Annotated in this window: 28 protein-coding genes; 20 read left to right on the top strand and 8 right to left on the bottom strand. The window is 68.7% G+C overall.

Annotated features, from left to right (window positions below; genetic code table 11):
• The first annotated feature begins 25 nt into the window (after positions 1-25).
• The gene (locus DI276_RS28365; RefSeq protein ID WP_112268844.1) at positions 26-1,048 is read left to right on the top strand and encodes an FAD-dependent monooxygenase; all 1,023 of its coding nucleotides are present in this window, start codon (positions 26-28) and stop codon (positions 1,046-1,048) included.
• Here the strand turns inward: DI276_RS28365 and DI276_RS28360 are convergent.
• On the bottom strand, positions 1,017-3,614 hold the full coding sequence (locus DI276_RS28360; RefSeq protein ID WP_198680966.1) for a BTAD domain-containing putative transcriptional regulator: 2,598 nt from the start codon (positions 3,612-3,614) through the stop codon (positions 1,017-1,019). The genes DI276_RS28365 and DI276_RS28360 overlap by 32 nt on opposite strands.
• Positions 3,615-3,619: 5 nt before the next feature.
• Positions 3,620-4,381 (bottom strand): AraC family transcriptional regulator, encoded by a 762-nt coding sequence (locus tag DI276_RS51300; protein ID WP_198680965.1) that lies wholly within the window; start codon positions 4,379-4,381, stop codon positions 3,620-3,622.
• Between the two features lie 49 nt (positions 4,382-4,430).
• Here DI276_RS51300 and DI276_RS28355 point away from each other — a divergent pair, with 49 nt between their 5' ends.
• From DI276_RS28355 to DI276_RS28335, 5 genes are all read left to right on the top strand, one after another.
• Complete coding sequence (locus DI276_RS28355; RefSeq protein WP_232836976.1) at positions 4,431-4,829, top strand: DUF2000 family protein; 399 nt, start codon at positions 4,431-4,433, stop codon at positions 4,827-4,829.
• Positions 4,830-4,841: 12 nt separating this feature from the next.
• Positions 4,842-5,786: an RNA polymerase sigma factor SigJ gene (gene sigJ / locus DI276_RS28350; protein ID WP_112268840.1), complete on the top strand. Its 945-nt coding sequence runs from the start codon at positions 4,842-4,844 to the stop codon at positions 5,784-5,786.
• Between the two features lie 81 nt (positions 5,787-5,867).
• On the top strand, positions 5,868-6,986 hold the full coding sequence (locus DI276_RS28345) for an NAD(P)/FAD-dependent oxidoreductase (protein ID WP_112268838.1): 1,119 nt from the start codon (positions 5,868-5,870) through the stop codon (positions 6,984-6,986).
• A 2-nt stretch (positions 6,987-6,988) separates the two neighbouring features.
• On the top strand, positions 6,989-7,567 hold the full coding sequence (locus DI276_RS28340) for a Pr6Pr family membrane protein (RefSeq protein ID WP_112268836.1): 579 nt from the start codon (positions 6,989-6,991) through the stop codon (positions 7,565-7,567).
• 28 nt (positions 7,568-7,595) lie between these two features.
• On the top strand, positions 7,596-8,801 hold the full coding sequence (locus DI276_RS28335; protein WP_112268834.1) for an MFS transporter: 1,206 nt from the start codon (positions 7,596-7,598) through the stop codon (positions 8,799-8,801).
• On the opposite strand, the gene DI276_RS28330 is transcribed toward DI276_RS28335, so the two are convergent.
• Together DI276_RS28330 and DI276_RS28325 are read right to left on the bottom strand one after the other, a co-directional pair.
• Positions 8,711-9,535, bottom strand: a complete 825-nt coding sequence (locus DI276_RS28330) for an alpha/beta fold hydrolase (protein ID WP_112268832.1) — start codon at positions 9,533-9,535, stop codon at positions 8,711-8,713. The two genes, DI276_RS28335 and DI276_RS28330, sit on opposite strands and share 91 nt — an antisense overlap.
• A complete protein-coding gene (locus tag DI276_RS28325) occupies positions 9,532-10,215 on the bottom strand; it encodes an SRPBCC family protein (protein WP_112268830.1) in 684 nt (227 codons plus the stop codon). The genes DI276_RS28330 and DI276_RS28325 overlap by 4 nt, the downstream gene beginning before the upstream one ends.
• Positions 10,216-10,352: 137 nt before the next feature.
• Here DI276_RS28325 and DI276_RS28320 point away from each other — a divergent pair, with 137 nt between their 5' ends.
• Positions 10,353-10,937, top strand: a complete 585-nt coding sequence (locus DI276_RS28320) for a DUF998 domain-containing protein (protein WP_112268828.1) — start codon at positions 10,353-10,355, stop codon at positions 10,935-10,937.
• A 49-nt stretch (positions 10,938-10,986) separates the two neighbouring features.
• Here the strand turns inward: DI276_RS28320 and DI276_RS28315 are convergent, their stop codons facing one another.
• Positions 10,987-11,220, bottom strand: coding sequence for a zinc-ribbon domain-containing protein (locus DI276_RS28315; RefSeq protein WP_157985004.1), 234 nt, complete (start codon positions 11,218-11,220; stop codon positions 10,987-10,989).
• An 85-nt stretch (positions 11,221-11,305) separates the two neighbouring features.
• Between DI276_RS28315 and DI276_RS28310 the strand changes: the two genes are divergently transcribed.
• The 7 genes from DI276_RS28310 to DI276_RS28280 are packed head-to-tail and all read left to right on the top strand — an operon-like array spanning position 11,306 to position 16,763.
• Positions 11,306-11,812, top strand: coding sequence for a GNAT family N-acetyltransferase (locus DI276_RS28310; RefSeq protein ID WP_198680964.1), 507 nt, complete (start codon positions 11,306-11,308; stop codon positions 11,810-11,812).
• Between the two features lie 36 nt (positions 11,813-11,848).
• The gene (locus DI276_RS28305; protein WP_112268822.1) at positions 11,849-12,439 is read left to right on the top strand and encodes a nucleotidyltransferase family protein; all 591 of its coding nucleotides are present in this window, start codon (positions 11,849-11,851) and stop codon (positions 12,437-12,439) included.
• On the top strand, positions 12,402-12,650 hold the full coding sequence (locus DI276_RS28300; protein ID WP_112268820.1) for a BON domain-containing protein: 249 nt from the start codon (positions 12,402-12,404) through the stop codon (positions 12,648-12,650). Before DI276_RS28305 ends, DI276_RS28300 begins: the two co-directional genes overlap by 38 nt.
• Entirely contained in the window at positions 12,647-13,369 is a 723-nt protein-coding gene (locus tag DI276_RS28295; protein WP_112268818.1) for a metallophosphoesterase family protein, read from the top strand. Before DI276_RS28300 ends, DI276_RS28295 begins: the two co-directional genes overlap by 4 nt.
• Positions 13,366-15,123, top strand: a complete 1,758-nt coding sequence (locus DI276_RS28290) for a thiamine pyrophosphate-requiring protein (protein WP_112268816.1) — start codon at positions 13,366-13,368, stop codon at positions 15,121-15,123. The genes DI276_RS28295 and DI276_RS28290 overlap by 4 nt, the downstream gene beginning before the upstream one ends.
• Entirely contained in the window at positions 15,120-16,070 is a 951-nt protein-coding gene (locus DI276_RS28285; RefSeq protein WP_112268814.1) for a TIGR03557 family F420-dependent LLM class oxidoreductase, read from the top strand. The genes DI276_RS28290 and DI276_RS28285 overlap by 4 nt, the downstream gene beginning before the upstream one ends.
• Positions 16,071-16,097: 27 nt before the next feature.
• Positions 16,098-16,763: a DUF6766 family protein gene (locus tag DI276_RS28280; RefSeq protein ID WP_112268812.1), complete on the top strand. Its 666-nt coding sequence runs from the start codon at positions 16,098-16,100 to the stop codon at positions 16,761-16,763.
• Here the strand turns inward: DI276_RS28280 and DI276_RS28275 are convergent.
• The 3 genes from DI276_RS28275 to DI276_RS28265 all read right to left on the bottom strand — a co-directional run bounded on the left by DI276_RS28275 (position 16,755) and on the right by DI276_RS28265 (position 19,495).
• The gene (locus DI276_RS28275) at positions 16,755-17,168 is read right to left on the bottom strand and encodes a hypothetical protein (RefSeq protein ID WP_198680963.1); all 414 of its coding nucleotides are present in this window, start codon (positions 17,166-17,168) and stop codon (positions 16,755-16,757) included. The two genes, DI276_RS28280 and DI276_RS28275, sit on opposite strands and share 9 nt — an antisense overlap.
• Before the next feature lie 67 nt (positions 17,169-17,235).
• The gene (tuf, locus tag DI276_RS28270) at positions 17,236-18,417 is read right to left on the bottom strand and encodes an elongation factor Tu (protein WP_112268810.1); all 1,182 of its coding nucleotides are present in this window, start codon (positions 18,415-18,417) and stop codon (positions 17,236-17,238) included.
• A gap of 205 nt (positions 18,418-18,622) precedes the next feature.
• The gene (locus DI276_RS28265; protein WP_112268808.1) at positions 18,623-19,495 is read right to left on the bottom strand and encodes a LysR family transcriptional regulator; all 873 of its coding nucleotides are present in this window, start codon (positions 19,493-19,495) and stop codon (positions 18,623-18,625) included.
• Between the two features lie 70 nt (positions 19,496-19,565).
• On the opposite strand from DI276_RS28265, the gene DI276_RS28260 reads away from it, so the two are divergent.
• The 6 genes from DI276_RS28260 (at position 19,566) to DI276_RS28235 (ending at position 23,531) form a co-directional block, all read left to right on the top strand.
• Positions 19,566-20,555 carry an FAD-binding oxidoreductase gene (locus DI276_RS28260; RefSeq protein ID WP_112268806.1) on the top strand — a complete coding sequence of 330 codons (990 nt, stop codon included), beginning with the start codon at positions 19,566-19,568 and terminating at the stop codon, positions 20,553-20,555.
• Between the two features lie 5 nt (positions 20,556-20,560).
• Positions 20,561-21,181: a response regulator transcription factor gene (locus tag DI276_RS28255; RefSeq protein WP_112268804.1), complete on the top strand. Its 621-nt coding sequence runs from the start codon at positions 20,561-20,563 to the stop codon at positions 21,179-21,181.
• 70 nt (positions 21,182-21,251) lie between these two features.
• A complete protein-coding gene (locus tag DI276_RS28250; RefSeq protein WP_198680962.1) occupies positions 21,252-21,623 on the top strand; it encodes an ATP-binding protein in 372 nt (123 codons plus the stop codon).
• 16 nt (positions 21,624-21,639) lie between these two features.
• On the top strand, positions 21,640-22,665 hold the full coding sequence (locus tag DI276_RS28245; protein WP_232836975.1) for a PAS domain-containing sensor histidine kinase: 1,026 nt from the start codon (positions 21,640-21,642) through the stop codon (positions 22,663-22,665).
• Complete coding sequence (locus DI276_RS28240; protein WP_232836974.1) at positions 22,662-23,030, top strand: response regulator; 369 nt, start codon at positions 22,662-22,664, stop codon at positions 23,028-23,030. Before DI276_RS28245 ends, DI276_RS28240 begins: the two co-directional genes overlap by 4 nt.
• A gap of 117 nt (positions 23,031-23,147) precedes the next feature.
• Complete coding sequence (locus DI276_RS28235; RefSeq protein ID WP_157985003.1) at positions 23,148-23,531, top strand: STAS domain-containing protein; 384 nt, start codon at positions 23,148-23,150, stop codon at positions 23,529-23,531.
• Positions 23,532-23,537: the final 6 nt, after the last annotated feature.

The raw sequence follows: 23,537 nt of genomic DNA, 5'->3' as shown, positions 1-23,537 counted from the left end.
GCGACCTGGCGTTCCCTTCCCGGTCATGGACGTATTGATCTCGGGAGCGGGCATTGCCGGGCCCGCGCTCGCCCACTGGTTGGCACGCTTCGGCTGCTCGCCCACGGTCGTGGAACGCGCGCCGTCGTTGCGCTCCGGCGGTCAGGCCGTGGACTTCCGCGGCGAGGTGCACCTGTCCGTGCTGCGCCAGATGGGCGTGCTCGACGCTGTCATGGCCGCGCAGACCACGCCGCGCGACATGGTGTTCCGCGACCCCGACGGGCGCGAACGGTCGCGGTTCCTCGCGTCGTTCAGCGGCGGGGACGTGGAGATCCGCCGCGGCGACCTGTCGAGGTTGCTGTACGAGGCGAGTGCGGACGACGCCGAGTACGTGTTCGGCGACTGGATCACCTCGCTGCACGACGACGGCTCCGGGGTCGACGTGACGTTCGCGCACGGGCCCACGCGCAGGTTCGACTTCGTGATCGGCGCCGACGGGATGCGGTCCGAAGTGCGGCGGCTGGTCTTCCCGGAGTACCGGCCGAAGTTCCTGGGCTACTACTTCGCGATCTGGGACGCGGACGGCGACGACCGGAACCTGATCTGCTCACCAGGAGCGCTGACCGCGCCCGGATGGCTCATGTACAAGTCGTCGGTGCCGCCGGAGCTCATGCCGTACGAGGTGATCTCGCCGGACGTCTACTTCGGTTCGATCAGCCAGGTCAGGATGCCGACGGTGAGCTCGGGCCGGGTCACGTTGATCGGTGACGCCGGGTTCGGCTGCACGCTGGGAGGCATGGGCACCGGGCTCGCGGTCGTGTCGTCCTACGTGCTGGCGGGCGAGATGGCGGCGGGAGGGGACGCGTTCGCCAGGTACGAAGCCTTGATCGGGCCCTACGCGCGAGGCTGTCAGGGCAATCCCGGGCCGTTCCTCGCGCCCGCCACCCGGCTGGGCATGTGGGCGCGCGACCGGTTGTTCGGGCTGCTGCCGAAGCTGCCGATGGTCGCGCGGACGGACATGAGGGCCGCGACCGCGATCAAGCTTCCCGACTACGCACCAGTTCGCTGAGCCGCTCTTCCACGTGCTGCTTGGCCGCCGCGTGCATCCACCCGAACCCCAGCTCCTGCTGCGCCTCTCGCAACAGCCGTTCGGCCCTGGCCGGATCTCCCGCGCGCCGGGCGATCTCGGCCAGGCCGGCGTTCGCGAGCGCCCGAGTCGCGGCCAGCCCGGCCTGCGTCGCCAGCTCCAACGCCTCCAGGTAGTCGCGTTCGGCCTGGGCCGGATCGAGGTCGAGCAACCGGTCCGCCCGCCGCCCCCGCAGTTCGGCGAGCTCCTCCTTGGCACCCAGCTCACCCACGGCCAGCAGCGCCTCGTCGGTCAGTGCGAGGGCCTCGTGCGGGTCCTCGGTGAGGTTGGCCAGCAGGTCCAGGATCTGTGCCGCGCCCCAGCGTTCGCCCAGGTCCTGGAACTGCCGGAGCGCCGAGCGGCAGTTCTCGATCGCCGCCGCCCGGTCGCCGTTCGCCACCCAGCCGGTGTAGGAACTGCTGAACCCCATGAGGCCCTGGATCCACGGGTCGTCGCTGCGCTCGACCTCGTTCTGCAGCTCGGTGCGGGGAGCGTCGGGCTCCGGCGGGCCCGCGTACATGGCCCACGCGACGAGCACGAACGGTTGCCTGACCGGGCCGCGCAGCTCCGCCAGCTTGTCCTGCACGCGTTCCGGTGCGGCCAGGGCGAGCAGGATCGCGTACTCCTCTGTGGACTGTTCCGGCACCAGCGCGAGGAGTTTCTGCGCCACGCCGTGAACTTCCGTGCGGCTGCCCTTCACGTACCAGTACCACGACAGCGCGGAAACCAGCTGCAGCGCCAGGTCCGGGTCGTGCTCGGTGGCCCACTCGACGGCCTGCAGAAGGTTCGCGTGCTCTGCGGCCAGGCGGGCGAACCACTGCACCTGGTTCCGTTGCCGCAGTTCGGGATCCGCGCGCCGGGCGAGGGCGAGGAAGTACGCGGCGTGCTCGGCGTCGACGCGCTTGTGCTGCGCGCAGAACTCGCGGATGGTCTCCAGCATCCGGTAGCGCCCGTCCAGAGCCTCCACCAAGGACTTGTCCACCAACGCCGCCAGCACCTCGATGTCGTGCCGGCAGACCTGTTCCACGGCCTCCACCGTCGCACCACCGCTGAACGTGGCCAATGACGCCGCCAGGTCGCGTTCGTCCGCGTCGAGCAGGTCCCAGCTCCACTCCACGACCGCGCGCAACGTCTGGTGCCGCGGTGCGGCAGCGCGGTTTCCCTTGATGAGCAAGCGGAAGCGGTCACCCAACCGCGACGAGATCTCCGCGGTCGTCAACGTTCGCGTGCGGGCCGCGGCGAGCTCGATGGCGAGTGGCAGACCGTCCAGCTCGCGGCAGATGTCAAGAGTGTGCTCGTCCCGCACGAATCCGGGGTTGACCAGGCGGGCGCGGTCGACGAACAGCGCCACGCTCTGTTCGGGCTGCAACGGCGGCACCGGGCACAACGTCTCGCCGGTGATGCCCAGCGGTTCGCGGCTGGTGGCCAGGATGCGCAGCGACGGACACGTGCTGAGCAGGTGCTGCGCCAGCTGGGCAGCTTGGACGATCACGTGCTCGCAGTTGTCGAGGATCAGCAACGTGTCGCGCTCGCGCAGCGCCAGCGTGAGCCGGTCTTCCGGCGCAAGCACGGTTTCCTTGAGCCCCAACGCCTGCAGCGTGGCCGCCGGGACGTCCTTCACCGGCGCCAGGTCGACGAAGATCGCCCCCGGACCGGCGCTCTGCAACGCGAGCCGCGTCTTGCCGGCCCCGCCAGGTCCGGTCAGCGTGATCAGCCGCGAGTTCAACGCGGCGATCCGGTCCAGTTCCTCTTGCCGGCCGATGAAACTGGTGAGCTGCGCGGGGAGCTCGCGATGGGTCTGACCGCGCAGGATCTGCAGGTGAATGGCCCGCAGCTCCGGCGACGGGTCGGTGCCGAGCTCGTCGGCCAGCAACGACCGTGCGTCCTCGAACGCCTGCAGCGCCTCGGCTTGGCGGCCCTGCTGGTGCAACGCCTGCATCAGGTAGCCGCGCAGGCGCTCGTCCAACGGGTGTTGCTGCACCAAGTTCGAGATCTCCTGCACGTCGGCCTTGCCGAGCCGGATCCGTGCGGCGATCAACGCGCTCGTGGCGGCTGACCGTTGCTGTTCCAGCCGCGTCGCGTGGTCCGGAGCGTCGACATCGGCCAGCGCCGGGCCGCGCCACAGCTGAAGTGCTTCGGACAACAGGGATTCCGCGGTCTGTGGATCACCGTGTTCCAACGCCTGCCGGCCCTCCGCGGCCAACGAGGCGAACCGGTGGGCGTCAACCTGGTCCGGTGCCAGCGCCAACCGGTAACCGGCCGGGTGGAACTCGATCAGCGAGGCGTCCCCGAGCGCCCGGCGCAGTCGCGACACCTGGCCCTGCAACGCGTTGGCGGCGTCCGACGGCGGCTCCGCGCCGTAGAGCTCGTCGATCAACCGGTCCAGCGGGACGATGTCGCCCACCCGCAGCGCCAGCACCGCCAGCAGGGTGCGCGGCCGCGGCCCACCCACCGAGACCTTGCCGTCCGGGGAATGCGCCTCAACAGGGCCGAGAATGCCGACGTGCACGGGTGTCAGCGTACGAACCGGCCGGGACTCGTACCCAGCACACGGCGAAAGTGGCGGGTCAGGTGCGACTGGTCGTGGAACCCGGCCAGCACGGCCGCCTCGGCCGCCGGTCGTCCCTCCAGCAGATGCCCGCGGGCAAGATCGACCCGGCGCCCGGTCAGGTACCGGTGCGGGGGCAGCCCGAACCGCCTGCTGAACGCCCTGACCAGGTGCGTCGGACTGGTCTGCAGCTCGGCGGCGGCGTCGGCCAGCGAGATCCCGTCGGGCAACGAGGCGTCGAGCAGCTGCCGCAACCGGTCGGCCAGCGTCGGATCCGCGTGCACGACCGGCGACGTGCCCGCGAAGTGGTGCGTGAGCCGTTCGGTGATCAACGCCAGCCGGCTGGACGCCTCGAACGGGTCCTCCAGCGCCAGGTGCAGTTGGTGCACCCGCTGTCGCAACAGCGGATCGACGAGCATCGGTGTGTCCACGGCCTTGCCGATCAGGTCGGCCGGCAGCACCGAGTCGTCCAGGTACAGCACGCGCTTGTGGAACCCGGTTGGGTACGCGGACCGGCCGTCGTGCGGCACGTGCGGCGGCAACAGCGTGACGCCGTCCACGAGAGCGCCGCGCTCGTGACGGTCCAGCTCGTAGCGCACGGCACCCGTGTCGAGCAGCATCAACGTCCACGCGTCGTGCGTGTGGGCTGGGTAGACGTGCGTGGTGAAGGAGGCGTGGAAGACCTCCTTGATGCCTTCCACCGCCGGCTTCCAGGCCGCGACGGACATGTCAAAAACGTACAAGACGCCAGGCCCGAGTCGCAGCGATCGTGGATTCATGTTCGACACCAAGATCGCTGTGCTGCTGCGGGACGACCTGGCCGGCTGGCAGGCGCTGAACGTCACCGCCTTCCTCGTCAGCGGGCTGCCCGACGAGCTGCGCGGCGAGCCGTACGTGGACGCCGACGACGTCAACTACCTACCGATGTTCCGCCAGCCCGTCGTGGTCCTGCAGGGCGACCAGGCGCTGCTCAAGAAGGCCCACGAGCGCGCCCTCAGCCGCAACCAGTCCATGGCGATCTTCACGGCCGACCTGTTCGCGACCGGCAACGACGAGGACAACCGGGCAGCGGTGCGGAAGGTGCACACGCAGGACCTCGACCTGGTCGGGATCGCGGTGCACGGCCAGAAGAACGCAGTCGACAAGATCTTCAAGGGTGCCCGCATGCATCCGTGATTGACTCGAACCATGTCGCTGGGGGTGCGTGAGGTCGAGCTGTTCGAGAAGGCCAGGCCGCGGCTGGAGGCGATCGCGTACCGCCTCCTGGGGTCGGCGAGCGATGCGGAAGACGCCGTGCAGGACACGTATCTGCGCTGGCAGGACGCCGATCACGCGTTCGTCGAGACGCCAGAGGCGTGGCTGACGAAGGTGCTCACCAACATCTGCCTCAACCGGCTCACGTCGGCGCGGGCCAAGCGCGAGACCTACGTCGGCCAGTGGCTGCCGGAACCGGTCTTCGCCGGTGACCGGATGCTCGGCCCTGCGGAGACCGCCGAGCAGCGCGAGTCGGTCTCGATCGCGATGCTCACCCTGATGGAGCGGCTCTCGGCCAACGAACGGACCGTCTACGTGCTGCGGGAGGCGTTCGGCTATCCGCACGCGGAGATCGCCGAGATCCTCGACCTGACCGAGGCGAACTGCCAGCAGATCTACCGGCGCGCCAAGCAACACCTCGCCACCGGCCGGACCCGCGTGGAAGTCGACGCGGCCGGTGCGCGCAAGATCGTCGAGGAGTTCCTGGCCGCGGCGCTCAGCGGCAACACCGACTCGCTGGTGCAGTTGCTCGCCGACGACACGATCACCGCGGGCGACGCCGGCGGCGTGTACTTCAGCGTGCCGAAGCCGATCACCGGCGCGCTCAAGGTGGCGCGGTTCCTGCGGCGGCTGTTCACCCCCGACGCCGCCAAGCAGGAGCTGGTCGGCGGCCGGCTCGAGTTCTTCGCCTCGATCGTCAACGGCGTTCCCGCGCTGGTGCTCGTGGTCGGCGACCGGGTCTTCGGTGTCATCTCGCTCGAAGTGACCACCGACGGCATCACGGCCGTCCACACCCAGGCCAACCCCGCCAAGCTCGACCACGCCACGCGCCAGTGGGCGGCGATCGACCACGGCGAACCCCTCGCAGAAGGCTGGTGACGCAGGTCACAGTCGGCTGCTGTCAGGTTTCGCGCCGCTGCCCGGTTCAGGGAGCGACGCCAACCAGACAGGAGCGCAACCATGACCCACCGCATCGTCGTTCTCGGAGCCGGATACGCCGGAGCCAACGCGGCCGGCCGCCTCGCCAGGCGGCTGCACGGCGCCGAGATCACCCTCGTCAACGCCGATCCCGAGTTCGTCGAGCGCGTGCGCCTGCACCAGCTGGCGGCCGGCCAGGACCTGAAGGTCCGCAAGCTGACCGACCTCTTCGCGAACACGGGCGTGCAGGTGCGCATCGCGCGGGTCACCGCCGTTGACGCCGAACGCAAGATCGTGGACACCGACGGCGGCGACATCGCTTACGACACCCTCGTCTACGCCCTCGGCAGTGCTGCCACCGGTGTTCCCGAGCACGCCTACGACGTCGCAGGGAAGCAGTCCGCGCTGCGCCTGCGGGCTCGGCTGGCCGATCTCGGCGCGGGCGCGACCGTGCTCGTCGTCGGTGGTGGCCTGACCGGCATCGAAGCGGTCACCGAGATCGCCGAGGCCAGGCCGGATCTCGACGTCTCGCTCGCCACCCGCGGTGAGCTCGGCGACTGGCTGAGCGACAAGGCCCAGCAGCACCTGCGCAAGGCGTTCGACCGGCTCGGCATCACCGTGCACGAGGGCGTCGACGGTCGTGAGGTTCCAGCTGACGTGACGGTGTGGACCACCGGGTTCGCGGTCCACCCGATCGCTGCCGCCTCCACGCTGGAGGTGACCGCGGCGGGCCAGATCGTCGTCGATGACACGATGCGGTCGGTTTCCCACCCGGACGTGTACGCCGTCGGTGATGCCGCGTTCGCACACGGCGGGAGCGGTACGCCGTTGCGGATGTCCTGCGCTTCCGGCGTGCCGACGGCTCACCTGGCAGCCGACGCCATCGTTGCGCGCCTCACGGGCGGTGGGCTGCCGCAAAACAAGATCGGCTACAACGGCCAGTGCATCAGCCTCGGCCGCAAAGACGCCGTCGTGCAGTGGGTGACTCCTGACGACCGGCCGAAGCCGTCCGCTCACGGCGGAAAAGCGGTCGTCCGCCTCAAGGAGCTGATCTGCAAGACCGCGGCCTGGAGCGTCTCGCACCCGACCCTGATGCTCCCGACTCGCCGCCGGCGCATCACCAAGACCAGCGCGGTTTCCGAAAACGCGCTTCAATCCTGATCGTGATCAAGCTGCTCCGGATGGCCGTGTTCCTGCTGGTTCTTTCGGCAGAGGTGTACCTGGTCGTGGTGCTGGGGGACCGGTTCCGCCTGGCCAACCACCTGAGCTATTTCACCGTGCTGTCGAACCTCTTCGCGGCGTGCGTGGCGTTGCTCGGGGTGTTCCGGCCGGTGTCGCCGCAGATCAGGGGCGCGGCCGTGCTCTACATGACCACGACGGGCATCGTGTACGCGATCTTGCTGAGGGGAGTTGACGTGCAGACACCGGCTTACGCGAACTGGGTGCTGCACGTCATCGTCCCGATCTTGGTCATCGTTGAGTGGTTGCTGGCCCCGGAACGGACCACCCGCGCCTGGATTTGGCTGTCGTTCCTGCTCGCCTATCTGATCTACACGTTGGTTCGCGGGCCGATCGTCGGCTGGTATCCGTACCCGTTCCTCGACCCGCGTGCGCACGGATACGGCGACGTGGCGCTGACCTGCGTTTCCGTAGCTGTGATCCTGGGTGCGCTCGCGGTCTTCGTCTCGTGGACGGGCACGAAATTGGCCCAAAGAAGCAGTGCTGTCTTGTCCCACAACTAGGGCCAATCGTCGCCATACGGTCTAGGGCATGACCAGGCGACTCGCGTACGCACAGCTGACGAACTCCATCGGTGACGGCGGCTTCCTCGTCGTTTCGGCGTTGTACTTCACCCAGATCGTCGGCCTGAGCGCGGCGCGGGTGGGCCTCGCGCTGACCCTCGCGTGGGGCGTCGGAGCCGTCGCGGGTGTCGCGCTGGGACACGTCGCCGACCGGCTCGGCCCGCGCACCACCGCGGTCGTCCTGGCCGCAGCGACGGCCGTGAGCATCGGGATCTTGTTGTTCACCCGGAACTTCGCGGCGTTCGTGCTGGTCATGTGCCTGTACGCGAGCTTCCAGAGCGGACTGCAGGCGTCCAGGCAGGCGCTGCTCGCCGGCCTCACGACGCCCGAGGAGCGCACGCGAGCGCGAGCGCGGATCCAGTCGACGGCCAACGCGGGCATCGCGATCGGCGCGGCGATGGGCGGGCTGGCCCTGCACCTCGGCACCGAAGCCGCCTACACCGCCGTGTTCGTGCTCGACGCGCTCAGCTTCCTCGCCGCCGCGGCGATCCTGAGCACGCTGCCGGAGACCGTGATGACCCGCGCCAAGGGCAAGTTCGACGTGCTGAAGGACCGCCCGTACGCGCTGATCACGTTGATCAACGCGGTGATGCTGCTCTACATGCCGCTGCTCAGCCTGATCATCCCGCTGTGGATCGTGCAGCGGACCGAGGCGCCGACCTGGCTCGCCGCCGCGCTGCTGGTGCTCAACACCGCTGCCGTCGTGCTGTTCCAGGTGCGGATCGCTCGACGCGCCAACGGTTTGAGCGAGGCGTCGACGCTCGTCAAGCACGCCGGACTGATCATGCTCGCGTCCTGCGCGGTCTTCGCGGTGACGGCGTTCAGCTTCGACGCCTGGCCCGCGGCGGCCTTGCTGATCGTGGCCGCCGCGCTGCAGGTGCTCGGCGAGATGATGCTCGCCTCCGGGGCGTGGGAGATCAGCTTCTCCCTCGCGCCCGCCGACCGACAGGGTCAGTACCAGGGCTTCTTCGCGACCGGAACGGCCGTGGCCAGGATGGTCGGCCCCGCGCTGCTCACCACCGTCGTGCTCGGCTGGGGCACGATCGGCTGGCTCGTGGTCGGCGGGCTGTTCGTCGTCGCCGGCTACGCGATGGGACCAGCAGTGCGCTGGGCTCGCGAGAAGAACTCCACCAGCACCGGCGCCGCGGCCGACGACTTGAGCATGTGCGTCTGACCGGGCAGCTCCTGGTACTCCACGTCCCCGAGCACCTCCGCGACGTTCTTCATCGTGTTGCGGAGGTACTCGGGGCTCTTGCCGCCGTTCATGACCAGCGTCGGCACCTTGATCTTCCAGCGGTCCGCCGGCAACGGCCGGCCGCGGCCGTCGTCGCCGAGGATGCGCAGGTCCCACGGCAGCGTGTGCGCGACCAGCTTCAGCTTCTTCCAGACCGGGGTCAGCTTCATGATCGCGAGGCCGAAACCGGGCACACCGACCATCTTCATGAACTTCGAGAGCATGCCGGAACGGTCGCCGCGCGCGAGCATGTCGTTCATCTGCTCGACGATGTCGGCAGGCCGCGGCGTGTACGTGTCGTCGACGACCATCGGGAACTCGTAGATGGCAAGCCGAGTGATGGACGGCAGCCTCATCGCCGCCTCCACCGCCAGCACCGCGCCGGACGACGTGCCGAACACGAACGCGCTCCCGCCGGCTTCCTTGATCAGCGCGTCGAGGTCGTCGATCTCGTTCTGCAGCGACCACGGCGTCGCGCCGTCGCCGGTCTCGCCACGCCCGCGGCGGTCGTAGGTGTAGACGGTGAAGTTCTTGTCCAGCACGGACGCCAGCTCGGTGGACGGGCCGAACATCCGGTGGCACATGGCGCCGTCCACGAGGATCAGCGCCGGTCCGGAGCCGGTGATCGAGTACGCGATCTCGGTGCCGTCCGCGGAGGTCGTGAAGCGCGTCATCGCTGCTCTCCCAGGGTGGTGTCGAGGAAGCTCTGCCAGTCCTGCTCGGACTCGTCGCCCTCGAAGACGTGGTGCGCGGCGATCATCGGGCCGAAGAACCCGCGCATGAAGCGGTACATGGCCTTGTCGGTGCGCAGGCCGAGGGTGTGCGCGTTGCGGTGGTACTCGACGGCGTCCGGCAGCCTGACCGCGATCGCCTCGTCGAGCTTCTTCCAGGCCTCGTCCCAGTCGCTGACCATCGGCCCGAACACCGTGAGCGGCCGAGCCGTGCGGCCGGCGAAGTGGTGCAGGTACTCCCGCAGCGTGCTGACGAACAGCGCGCCGCCGAGCTGCATGGCCTCGAACTCGTCGGCCCAGTCGTCGCCGGGCAGGAAGCCGCTCGTGACCATCCGCAGCACCGTGCTGCTGTGCTCACGCCCTTCGATCAGGAACTCGTAGGCGATGAACCGGCCGTCGGGCGCCTTGCCGCTGTCCTGCTTGAAGCGGTGCAGCGGATCCCACGCGGTGATCTCGTGCGTCGGCTCGTAGCCACCGAACGCCATCTTGACCTGGCCGTTCGCCACCTCGTTGCGACCCATGAACCACGAGTCGATGCCGGGCCCGGTCGCGATGGCGTCCCAGACCTCCTCGACGGAGGCGGGCACCTCGATCTCGTCGACGCCTTCGAACTCGTGGCCCATCAGCTCTCTCCTCCTGGTTCGTGGATGCTCCCATCCTGGCTCCGACTAATCCATTCGTCAAGACAGTGGTTCTGGTCTTGACAAAAAAAATTGTCGGTGGTTCCGTTCTCCCCGTCAACGTTGCTGAGGAGGAAGCCATGTCCCGCATCGCCTGTGGTGTCGTCGCCGGTCCGCTCTACCTGGTCGTCGGGTACGCCCAAGCCTTCACCCGCGAGGGCTTCGACCTGTCGCGGCACCCGTTCAGCATGCTCAGCCTGGGCTCGCTCGGCTGGATCCAGATCGCGAACTTCATCGTGAGCGGCGCGTTGTTCATCGTCGCCGCCACCGGCATGGCGCGGTTCTCGAAGTGGGGCGCCCGGCTCATCGGCCTGATGGGCGCGGGGATGATCCTCGGCGGGGTGTTCGTCGCCGACCCGGCGCTCGGCTTCCCGCTCGGCGCGCCGGAAGGACCGCCCGCGTCGATGTCGTGGCACGGCGCGCTGCACGCGGTGGCGTTCGGCCTGGCCATGATCGGCTGGATCGGTGCGTGCTTCGTCTTCGCGCGTAGGCTCGGAGGATGGCTGGCAGTGGTGAGCGGCCTGACGGGCGTGCTCCTGATGGTGCCGATGGCGTTCCTGGGCAACCCCGGCGGCACGGTGCTGTTGTACGTGGTGGCCACGATCGGCTGGCTGTGGACCTCGGCCGTGTCCCTGAAGCTGAACCGGCCTGCCTGCTCGAGCTGATCTGCCCCGAGTGCGGGCGCGTCACCACCGACGAGGACGCGCCCGGATGTCAGACGTGTGCGCCGAGTTGACGGGCGTGCACCCGGTTGATGTCGTACGAGACGCCGCAGAACGTGCATTGCAGCCCGTACCTGCTGCTGATCTTGAACAGCGGGATGAAGAAGATGGTCGGCTTCGTGTAGCGCCGGAACAGGTTGTGCGCCGCCTGGTGGTGGCAGTGCCCGCACACCAGCGTCAGCATCCGCAGCTGCTCGATCGTGGTTCGCCAGCCGAAAATGACCATCTGTGCTCCCTGGGTTGGCTGTCCCTTTGACGTCTGACGTCCCATTTGAGTTGCGATGAGCCTGGCATCTTCAGAAGGTTCACAGGTGGACAACCTGCTGCGACCCTGGCTCCCCTCCGACGCTCCGATCGTGCTGGCCGCTGCCGCCGAGCCGGAGATGGAACGTCAGTTCACCACCCCGGTCGATTCGCTCTCCGCTGCTCAGGCGTGGATCGCGGTGATCGAGGAACGCAGAGACGACGACACCGCGTACGCCTTTGCCGTGTTGGCCGACGGCGTGCCCGTGGGGAACATGGCGGTGTCGCAGGTGGAACGCCGGCATCTGACCGGGTGGGTGTCGTACTGGATGCGAGCAGAGGCGCGCGGTAAAGGACTCGCCACCAAGGCGTGCCGGGCGGTCAGCGAGTTCGCGTTCGCGGAGCTCGGGCTGTTCCGGCTGGAGCTGGCGCACCGGTTGGACAACCCCGCGTCCTGCCGGGTGGCGGTGGCCGCCGGGTTCCGGCGGGAAGGCGTCGAGCGGGCCAAGTTGCTCTACGACGGCGTCCGCTACGACACCGAGACCCACGCACGGCTCGCCACCGATCAGGTCTGAGGTTCGCCCTCCGACCAGCCGGGTAACCGGCAGTGCATGAGCGACGTGCAGGACGAGCTGCTGCGGACGCTGACCAAAGTCGCGAACGCCTTGCGCAGCGCGCAGATACCGTTCGCCCTCACGGGCGGATGTGCAGGCTACGCGCGTGGTGGCCCGGCGAGTGAACACGACGTGGACCTGCTCGTGCGCGAGCAGGATGCGGGCGAGGCCGTTCGCGTCCTCGTGCAACGCGGACTGAGGGCCGCGGAACCGCCGGAGGACTGGCTGCTCAAGGTCTACGACGGCGACTCGCTGGTCGATCTGTTGTTCCGGCCCAACGAACGGCCCGTCACCGACGAGATCCTGGCGATGGCCGAGGAGATGCCGGTCGGGTCCGTGATGCTGCCGGTGATGCCCGCGACGTTCGTGCTGAGCAGCAAGCTGCTCGTGCTGGACGGGCACCGCTGCGACTTCAGCGAGCTGCTGCCGTTCGCGCGTGCCCTCAGAGAGCAGATCGACTGGGAACAGGTGCGCGAGGAGACCAAGCACTCGCCGTACGCCGAAGCGTTCCTGGTGCTCATCGAACGCCTGGAGATCATCGGGAGGGGCAATGGAATCCGAGCAGTACCTCGCGGCAAACCTGCGTAGGGCGGTCGCGGAGGACCCCAGAACGGCCGAGCTCGGTGTGCGGGTCACCGTTCGCGGTGACCACGTGATGCTCTCCGGCGACGTGGCGTGCGCGGACCGGCGCAAGGCCCTCGAAGAGGTGCTGCACGAGGTCGCGCCCCAGCTCACGATCTTCAACGACGTGCGCGTGACGCCGGCGGGTGAACCGGAGGGTGAGGAGGACCTGCGATGATCCGGATCGCCGCAGTCGGGGACGTGCACCTCGGCGAGGACATGCGCGGCAGGCTGAGGCCCGCGCTCGAGAAGGTCGGTGCGCACGCGGACGTGCTGCTGCTGGCCGGTGACCTGACCCGGCACGGCACGGTCTCCGAGGCACAGGTCGTCGCGGACGAGTTCGCGGACCTGCCGGTGCCCGTCGTCGCCGTGCTGGGCAACCACGACCACCAGGACGACAAGCCGCTCGAGGTCACCAAGACGTTGCAGGACAAGGGTATCCACGTCCTCGAGGGCACGAGCTTCGAGACGCGGATCAACGGCTGCACGCTCGGTGTCGCGGGTGTGAAGGGGTTCGGCGGCGGGTTCGCCGGCAAGTGCGGGAGCGCGTTCGGCGAGCGCGAGATGAAGGCGTTCATCCAGCACACCTGCGACATCGCGGAAACGCTGGAAGGCGCACTGTCCGAACTGGACACCGACATCAAGGTGGCGTTGACCCACTACGCGCCGGTGCCGGACACGTTGCGCGGTGAGCCGCCGGAGATCTACCCGTTCCTCGGCTCGTACCTGCTCGGCGAGGCCATCGACGCCACCGGCACGCATCTCGCCATTCACGGCCACGCGCACTTCGGCACCGAACAGGGCATGACACCGGGCGGGGTGCGGGTGCGCAACGTCGCGCAGCCGATCATCCGGTCCGCCTACACCGTCTACGTGATGGAAGGTGCACACGCATGACCGTCGGCGACTTCATCGTGCAACGCCTGCGCGACTGGGGAGTCAAGCAGGTGTTCGCATATCCCGGCGACGGCATCAACGGGATCGTCGCCGCGTTCGGGAAGGCGGACAACGACCCGGCGTTCATCCAGACCCGGCACGAGGAAATGGCCGCGTTCGCCGCAGTCGGCTACGCGAAGTTCAGCGACGACGTCGGCGTGTGCCTGGCGACGTCCGGGCCGGGTGCGATCCACCTGCTGAACGGCCTGTACGACGCGAAGCTCGACCACGTGCCGGTCGTCGCGATCGTCGGCCAGACCGCCCGCACCGCGCAGGGCGGCAGCTACCAGCAGGAAGTCGACCTGCACTCGTTGTTCCGCGACGTCGCCTCGTTCCTGGTCGACGTCACCGTGCCGGAGCAGCTGCCGAACGCGCTGGACCGGGCGATGCGCACGGCGGCGGCCGACCGCGCGCCGGCCGTTGTGATCATCCCGAACGACGTGCAGGAGCAGGAGTACGCGGCGCCGAAGCACGAGTTCAAGTACATCCCGTCGAGTCCGCCGTCACGCCCGTCCTCCTGTGTCGTACCGGCGAACGACGAGGTCCGGCGCGCCGCGGACGTGCTGAACACCGGCTCGAAGGTCGCGATCCTGATCGGCCAGGGCGCTCGCGGGGCGGCTGCGGAAGTCCGCGAGGTCGCCGAGACGCTCGGTGCCGGGGTCGCGAAAGCGTTGCTGGGCAAGGACGTGCTGCCCGACGACCTGCCGTACGTGACGGGGTCGATCGGACTGCTCGGCACGCGGCCGTCGTACGAGCTGATGCGCGACTGCGACCGGCTGCTGATCGTCGGCTCGAACTTCCCGTACTCGCAGTTCCTGCCGCAGTACGGCAAAGCCCGCGGCGTGCAGATCGACGTGGACGGCCGGGCGATCGGCATGCGCTACCCGACCGAGGTCAACCTCGTCGGCGACGCGCGGGAGACGCTGCGCTCGCTGATCCCGTTGCTGGAGCGCAAGACCGACCGCTCGTGGCGGCACACGATCGAGGCGAACGTCAAGCGCTGGTGGGAGGTCGTGGAACGGCAGGCGGCCGTGCCCGCCGATCCCGTCAACCCGATGCTGATCGTCTCTGAGCTGTCGAAACGCCTGCCCGCCAACGCGATCGTCACCGCGGACTCCGGTTCCGCCACGAACTGGTACGCGCGCCTGCTGCGGATCCACGGCAACGTGCGGTCTTCGTTGTCCGGCACGCTGGCCACGATGGGTTGCGCTGTCCCGTACGCGTTGGGCGCGGCCTACGCCCAACCTCGACGGCCGTTGATCGCTCTGGTCGGTGATGGCGCGATGCAGATGAACGGCATGGCGGAACTGTTGACGCTCAAGCGTTACGGCATCCGGTGCGTCGTGTGCGTGTTCCACAACAACGACCTCAACCAGGTCACGTGGGAGCTGCGCGCGATGGGCGGTGCGCCGAAGTTCGAGGAGTCGCAGACGCTTCCGGACATCTCGTACGCGGCCTATGCGCGCTCGATCGGCCTGCAGGGCATCGAGGTCGACTCGCCGGACCAGCTCGGCCCGGCTTGGGAGACCGCGCTGGCGTCGGACGGCACCGTCGTGCTCGACGTGCGCTGCGATCCGAACGTGCCGCCGATCCCGCCGCACGCGACGTTCGACCAGATCAAGGACATGACCGAGGCGGTGTTGCGCGGCGATCCCGACGCCTGGGACGTGCTGCGCCGCGGCCTGCAGACCAAGATCCAGGAGTTGCTCCCGTGAAGCTCGGCTATTTCCTTTCCTCGGAAGAACACGGCCCGCGTGACCTGGTCCGGCACGCGAAACTGGCGCAGGAGCACGGCTTCGAAGCGCTGTGGATCTCCGACCACTACCACCCGTGGAACGACGAGCAGGGCCAGTCGCCGTTCGTCTGGGGCACGATCGGCGCGCTGTCCGAGGCCGTGACCCTGCCGATCACGACGGCCGTCACCTGCCCGACCGTCCGCATCCACCCGGCGGTCATCGCCCAGGCCGCGGCCACGGCGGCGGTGCAGTGCGAGGGCCGCTTCGTGCTCGGCGTGGGCAGCGGCGAGGCGTTGAACGAGCACGTGCTGGGCGACCACTGGCCGTCCGCCGACGTTCGGCTGGAGATGCTGGAGGAGGCCATCGCCCTCATCCGCACGCTGCACCAGGGCGACGAGGTCACCCACCACGGCAAGCACTACACCGTCGAGAACGCCCGCATTTACACCGTGCCGGAACGCCCGGTGCCGATCTACGTCTCCGCGTTCGGTCCCAAGGCGGTCCAGCTCGCGGCCAGGTGCGGTGACGGCTACGTCTGCGTCGGGCCGTCCGGTGACCTGGTGAAGCATTACCGTTCCGCTGGCGGGCGCGGGCCGGCCCAGAGCGGGCTCAAGGTCTGCTACGGACAGTCCGAAGAGGACGCGGTCAAGACCGCGCACCGCTTGTGGCCCAACGATGGCCTGCCCGGCGAACTGGCCCAGGTGCTGCCGACACCGAAGCACTTCGAACAGGCGTCCGAACTCGTCACGCCCGAGATGATCCGCTCGGCGATCCCGTGCGGCCCGGACCCCGAGCAGTACGCGGAGAAGATCAAGGAGTTCGCCGAGGCCGGTTTCGACGAGGTCTACGTGCAGCAGATCGGGTCCAACCAGCAGGAGTTCTTCGAGTTCTGGGCCAAGGAAGTGAAGCCGTTGATCGATGTTTGACAGCAGGTGCGCAGGGCACCCGGTCCTATGAGGAGATTCCTGCGCGAGCACAGCCTGACGCTCGTATTCGCCGGGCTCTTCCTCGCGGCTCTGGTGGGCCAGCTGTTCGCCGGGCAGGCCGAATACAACGAGCGTCAGGCCGCGTTGGGTCAGCCGGTGCTGTCCCTGGGGTCGTACCTGTTCTCCGCCGACTTCCTGGTCGACGTCGTGGAGAACTGGCAGTCCGAGTACCTGCAGTTCTTCCTGTACGTCACCGCCACCGTGTGGCTGATCCAGAAGGGCTCGCCCGAGTCCAAGCCTGCGGGCAAGGTCGGCCACGAGAGCGACAAGGAGCAGCAGATCGGCCGGTACGCGACCGAGTCGTCACCGACGTGGGCACGTGCGGGCGGTTGGCGCACCGCGGTGTTCTCGAAGTCGCTCGGACTCGCGATGCTGGTCCTGTTCCTGTTCTCCTGGTCGATGCAGTGGGTTGCCGGCTGGTACGCCAACAACTCCGACCCGCTGGCCGAGCAGATGGGTCTGTTCGACTACTTCTTCAGCGCGGACTTCTGGAGCCGGTCGCTGCAGAACTGGCAGTCCGAGTTCCTCGCGATCGCGTCGATGGCGATTCTGAGCGTCTACCTGCGGCAACGCGGCTCGCCCGAGTCGAAGCCAGTCGGTACGGCGCACTCGGTGAGCGACGAGTCAGGCTAGTTCGACCCACTGGGCCCGCCACGCGGGCGGATCGAACTTCTGCGAGTAGTAGCGGGTGTCGCGCACGATCCGTCCGTCGTCGGCCAGCTCCCACACGACGACGACGTGCCACACCTCGTCGCCGTAGTCGTTGACGCCTTCGACGACCCAGAACCTGCCGGCACCGGCCACCCGCCCGAGGGTGATCGTCGGCGGCTTCGGGAACGCCTGCTGCATCGCGAGCATGTTGTCCCGGCCCCGGACGGTTTCGCCGGACTGCGGCATCTCCATCACGTAGTCCGGCGATCGCAGCCCGTACTCGGACCGCGCGTCGAGGTCGCCGAACATCAGCTCGACGCCTTCGCGCATCGCTTCGGCGTCGTCGTGCGCGACGGCGCGGCGGAACAGCTCCAGGACGTGGTTCATCCACGGAGTCTGCTCCGCCGCGCCGCACAAGGCAGCGCGACCACCTTCTCGGGTCGTCACCGCCGCCCTAGGCGAGGATCTCGCCGACCGTGCCGGCACCCACGGTCTTGCCGCCCTCGCGAATCGCGAAGCCCAGCCCGGTGTCCATCGCCACCGCCTTGCCCAGCTCCACCACGACCTCGACGGTGTCACCTGGCAGGGCCGGCGTCCTGTCGAGCTCCACCACGCCGACGACGTCGCCGGTGCGGAAGTGGAACTGCGGGCGGTAGTTCGAGGCGATACCCGTGTGCCTGCCGCCCTCGGCGTGCGAGAGCAGGTACACGGACGCGCGGAACCGGGTGTGCGGCGCGACGCTGCCGGGCAGGGCCAGCACCTGCCCGCGCCTGACCTCGCCGCGCTTCACGCCGCGCAGCAGGATCGCGGCGTTGTCTCCCGCCTGGGCCTGCTGCATCGGCTTGCCGAACGTCTCGATGCCCGTGGCGACCGACGTCACCGCGGCGCCGAGACCGATCACCTCGACCGCGTCACCGAGGCCGAGCACACCGCGCTCCACCGCACCGGTCACGACGGTGCCGCGACCGGTGATCGTCAGGACGTTCTCGATCGGCATCAGGAACGGCCCGGACAGGTCGCGGTCAGGCACAGGTACATGCTCGTCCACGGCCTCGAGCAGCCGCACGATCGATTGCGTCCACTCCGGGTCGCCCTGGAGTGCGCGCAGGCCCGACACGCGGACCACCGGTGTGGCGTCGCCGTCGAAGCCGTAGCGGGACAACAGGTCGCGGATCTCCAGCTCCACCAGGTCGAGCAGCTCCGGGTCGCTCACCGCGTCGGCCTTGTTCAGCGCCACCACGACGTGCGGCACGCCGACCCGCCGCGCCAGCACCACGTGCTCACGCGTCTGCGGCATCGTGCCGTCCTCGGCGGACACGACCAGGATCGCGCCGTCCAGCTGCGCCGCACCCGTGATCATGTTCTTCACGTAGTCGGCGTGGCCGGGCATGTCGACGTGCGCGTAGTGACGCGTGGGCGTCTCGTACTCGACGTGCGCGATGTTGATCGTGATGCCGCGGGCCAGCTCCTCCGGCGCGCGGTCGATGCGGTCGAACGCGGTGAAGGTCGTGCCCGACGGGTCCCGCTCGGACAGCACCTTGGTGATGGCCGCCGTCAGCGTGGTCTTGCCGTGGTCGACGTGACCCATGGTGCCGATGTTGAGGTGCGGCTTGGCGCGCACGAACTCCTGCTTCATTTCCCTTGTCCTCAAAGGCGTAGCTGGGTTTTCAGAACCGATGGACCGCTACGACCCTCCCCCAGTGGTCCTGAAGGAGAGGACTGGAGAAGGGTCAGATTCGGGCGCCGGCCAGCTGTGCCGAGGCAACGGCGAGCGCGCCCGCAGGAACACCTGCGAACGTGTTGTGCTCAGCCGTCAGGAACATGCGTCGATCATGACAGCCCTAAAGATCCGCTGTCACCTGGTTTTCCGCCAGCCGGATCAGCGCACGGGCAGCAGGGCTGTGCGGGCCGGACGACCGCCACGCGAACGACAACCGGCTCCACGGCGACGGATCGGTGATCCGGATCGCGTGCAGGTCCGATGTCATCGACAACGCCAGGATCGCCGGGCCGAGCCCGCGCTGCGCCAGCGTGATCACCATCGGCGGCGCGGAGGCCTCGAACGCGATCCGCGGCTGCCGTCCGCCGCAGGCCGCGTCCAACGCGCCGCGCAGCCCGGTGCCCGGCGGCAGGCAGATCAACCCGCGCGACAACAGCTCGTCCAACGACACGGATTCCCTGCCGTACCAAGGATCGTCCGCGGCAACAGCGGCCACCAGCGGTTCATCGGCGAGCACCCGGACCGACAGGCCCTCGGGCGTGGAACCCGCGTACCCGACCAACGCGAAGTCCAGCCGACCGTCCAAAAGCGACTCGATCAACGCGTCGGAGTTGGCCTCCACCAACGTGATCTCGACGTCGGGGTGCAACGAGTGGAACGACGACAGCAGCTCCGGCAGGTCCATGATCCCGCACGACACGACCATCCCGACCCGCACCACCCCGCGGACCAGCCCGGCCATCTCCTCGACGGTCCGCCGCGCCGACTCCACCGACCGCAGGGCCGCCCGCGCCAACGGCAGCACCGCCGCGCCGACGTCGGTCAACGTGACCGTGCGCCCGGACCGGTCCAGCAGGTCGTGCCCGAGCTCCCGCTCCAGCCGCCGGATCTGCGCGCTCACCCCCGGCTGCGCGACGTGCACCCGTTCCGCGGCTCGCGTGAACGAGGCCTCCTCGACGACCGCCACGAAGTACTCAAGCTGCCGAAGCTCCATAACGCTTGATTATAGAGACCAGCATGACTAGATCTTGGACTTATAACTGCATCAAAACCACACTGGAGATATGGAGATCTTCCGTCCCGGCGACACCGGCTACGACGACGAACGCAGCGGATTCCAGACCGGACTGCGCCACGAGCCTCAGGTCATCTTCGCCGTGGAGAACGCCCGCGACGTCGAGGAAGCCGTTCGGTACGCCGATGAGCACGGCCTTGAGCATGCCGTCCAAACCACCGGCCACGGCCTCACCACGACCACCAGCGGCGTCCTCATCTCGACCAAGCGCATGAACGGGGTCGAGATCGATCCCAACACGAAAACCGCGAAGGTCGAGGCAGGCGCGATCTGGCAGCAGGTCATCGAGCAGGCCGCCCCGCACGGCCTCGCACCGCTCAGCGGTGACGCCGGCGATGTCGGCGTCATCGGCTACACCCTCGGCGGCGGCTACAGCGTGCTGGCCAGGGAATTCGGCTTCGCGAGCGACCGCGTCCGCAAGACCGAGAAGGTCGGGGAGGTCGTCACCGCGCTGGAGTTCGAGCTCCTCGACATCGACCAGGTCCACGCAGGCGAGATGTTCTTCGACTCCCAGCACGCGGCAACCGTGTTCGAGGCTTTCCACAAGTGGGACCTGCCGGATCACGTCACATCGACCCTGGCGACTCTTGGTGACGTGGTGCGCGTGACGTTCGCCAGCACGAAACCGTTCGACATCGACCACCTCCGCGTGGCCCCGAACCTCACCGAGGAGTTCGGCCGGAAACCGTTCGCGGAAGCCGCCGGCAAACCACTCCCGCCGCACACCTACCAGGGCGACAACGTCCTGCTCAGCGACCTCCCGTTGGACGCCCTCCACCGAGTCCGCGAGAAAGCGGCCAACTCGGACGTGCCGATCTTCCTCAGCGTCATGCCGCTGGGAGGTGCCCTCGACGCTGGTCACCTGCTCAAGCTGATCTCGCCCCAGCTCGGCGTCGAGGCGCAGCACGCGGCGGTGTTCGACGAGGTGCGGCAGTTCGTGCTCGGCAGCGCGCGGAACTTCCGGTACGCCGTAGGCTGACCGATATGACCGAAGTGGTTCTCGTGGAGGACCACGACATGGTCGCGGAGGCGATCGGACTGGCGCTGGAACGCGCCGGGATCGAGGTGATCGCCCGCGCGACCACCGTCGCGGCCGCGCTCGCGGAGACCCGCCGCGGCAGGCCCGACATCGTCCTCCTCGACCGCAGACTGCCCGACGGCGACGGCACCGCGCTGATCCCCGAGCTCGTGAAGAGCGGCGCGAAGGTGCTGGTGCTGACCGGGGAGGCCACCGCGTCCGTGGCCGCCCGCGTCGCCGAGGCCGGTGGTGCCGGCCTGATCCTCAAGTCGGCGCGGCTCGACGAGCTGGTCGAGGCGGTCCGCAAGGTCGCGGACGGCGAGGTGGTGTTCGACCCGAAGCTGCTCGCGGGTGTGCTCGACCGGCTGACGGGCCGGGTGAAGGTCGCCGGCGCCACGCTCACCGCACGCGAGCAGGAGACGTTGTTGCTGCTCGCGGACGGTGCGGGCACCGACCAGATCTCCACCAGGCTGGGCGTCGCCCGCAACACCGCGCGCAACCACGTCCAGCGCGTGCTCGACAAGCTCGGGGCCAGTTCGAAGCTGGAGGCGGTGTCCATCGCCCGCCGCGAGGGCCTGCTCGACTGATGCAGCTGCACCAGACGAGCTGGTTCGCCTGCGTCTGCACCCACCGGCACGGGTGAGGCACTGTGCTCTGATGGCCACGAGCTCGCTCACCGAGACGGTGTTCTCCCTTCCGGAGGAGGACCAGCGCGGCGGCGTGGCCCTCGCCCGCGCGTTCGCTCGCCGTGCCGCCCGCAACTGCGGGTTCCGCGGCAACCACGACGACGTCGTGCTGGTCGTCAACGAGCTCGCCACCAACGCCGTCTGCCACGGCGGCGGTCGCCCGTTCGTGCGGATCAACGGTGGTCAGGACCAGCTTCGGGTCGAGGTCGTCGACTACAGCGGGGACCAGCCGGAGCTGCGGGACGGCGGCTGGGGACTCCAGCTCGTCGTTCAGGTCAGCGAGAGCTGGGGCGTCAAAGAACGTGCTGGTCACAAGGTCGTCTGGTGTGAGCTGACGGCGTAGGGGCCATCATGTGGCCGTGCAACCGGAGGATTGGCGGGACAGCGATCTCTTCAGGCTGCTCGTGCTCGGTGTGCGCGACTACGGAATCTTCATGCTCGACCCCGGTGGGCACATCGTGAGCTGGAACGCCGGTGCCGAGCGCATCAAGGGCTACACCGCCGAGGAGATCATCGGGCGGCACTTCTCCACGTTCTACCCGCCGGAGGACATCCGTTCCGGCAAGCCCGACTGGGAGCTGCGGGTCGCACGGGCCGAGGGCGCGCTCGAGGACGAGGGTTGGCGGGTGCGCAAGGACGGCAGCCGGTTCTGGGCGAACGTGATCATCACCGCGCTCTACGACGACACCGGCGAGCTGCGCGGGTTCGGCAAGGTCACCAGGGACATGACCGAACGGCGGCGGGCCGAGCAGCAGCTCACCGAGCGGCGTCGGCTGCTCGCCCACCTGGTCGAGGCGCAGGAGCAGGAGCGGCAGCGCATCGCGTGGGACGTCCACGACGACACGATCCAGGCCATGGTCGCGGTCGACATGCGGCTGCAGCTGCTCGCCCGCAAGCTGCCGGCGGAACACCGCGACACCATCGACCAGCTCGACGGCGCGGTCCGCTCGGCCATCAGCAGGCTGCGCAACCTGGTGTACCGCGTCCGCCCGCCCGGCATCGAGCGGCACGGCCTGCGGAACGCGCTGGCCGTGTACCTCGCCGACACCGCCATGGTGGGGGAGATCCGCAACGAGCTCGAACGAGAGCCCGGTGACGACGCGGCCATCACCATCTTCCGCATCTGCCAGGAGGCGCTGACCAACGTCCGCAAGCACGCGCGTGCCTCCTCCGTCACGATCACACTGTCCACTGTGGATCGCGGGTTCTGCGTGCAGGTGGTGGACGACGGCGTGGGAATCCCCGATCTGGACCCGAACTCCGGGCACTTCGGCCTGATCGAGATGCGGGAACGCGCGGAGGGCGCCGGCGGCTGGTGCACGGTGACCGCAGGTGAACACGGTGGCACGGTGGTCGAGTTCTGGCTCCCGGACGTGCGGCCGTGATCCTCCGCGTGCTGATCGCCGACGACGATCCCCTGATCAGAGACGTCCTGCGGGACGTGCTCGACGACGAGCCGGACATGGAGGTCGTCGCGGTCGCCTCCGACGCGCGTGAGGCCGTGGAGCTGGCCGAACGCCACCTGCCGGCGGTGGTCCTGCTCGATGTCCGGATGCCGTACGGCGGTGGTGTGCACGCGGCGACGGAGATCCTGCAGCGCGCGCCCGGCACGCGCATCCTCGCGTTCTCCGCCTACACCGACCCCGGCGCGGTCGACGAGATGCGCCGCGCCGGCGTCACCGACTACGTGGCCAAAGGCGTCCGCAACACCGAGCTGGTCGCCGCGGTCCGCCGGTTGGGCGATCGTTAGGTTGCCCAGAGCAACAGGTTGTGGTGCGGGAGGAACACCCGTAACGTCGGAGACTCAGCCGGGTTCAGCAGCGTGCTCGGACCGGTATCTACGTGCTTCGGCCACCGGGGAGTGCTGGTGAACGAAGATTTGTTCAGGGAGTCACCGCTGCTCACGGTGCGTGCCACCGACATCGCGGGAGTGATGGTCGTCGCGGTCGAAGGTGAGATCGACGTGGACACGGCGGACGTCGTGCTGGACGCCTTGCGGCTCGGCTTCTCCTCGGGAGGCCCCGCGGTTGTCGCGGATCTCACCGAGGTCAGCTTCTTCGGCTCCACGGGCATCTCCACCTTGATCACGGCGCACGAGCTCGCCGAGGAGCACTGCACGAAGCTCCACGTCGTGGCACCTCATCGCGCGGTGAAGAGACCGTTGCAGGTCACGGGCGTCGCCGACGTCCTGTTGTTGCACGACTCCGTCGGCGAGGCGCTGTCCGAGCTGAAACCGGTGCCCAGCGAGTAGGCACCG

This window comes from Lentzea terrae, from assembly GCF_003265345.1.
Classification (GTDB): Bacteria; Actinomycetota; Actinomycetes; order Mycobacteriales; family Pseudonocardiaceae; genus Lentzea; species Lentzea terrae.
This window is presented reverse-complemented; position numbering and strand designations above follow the sequence as displayed.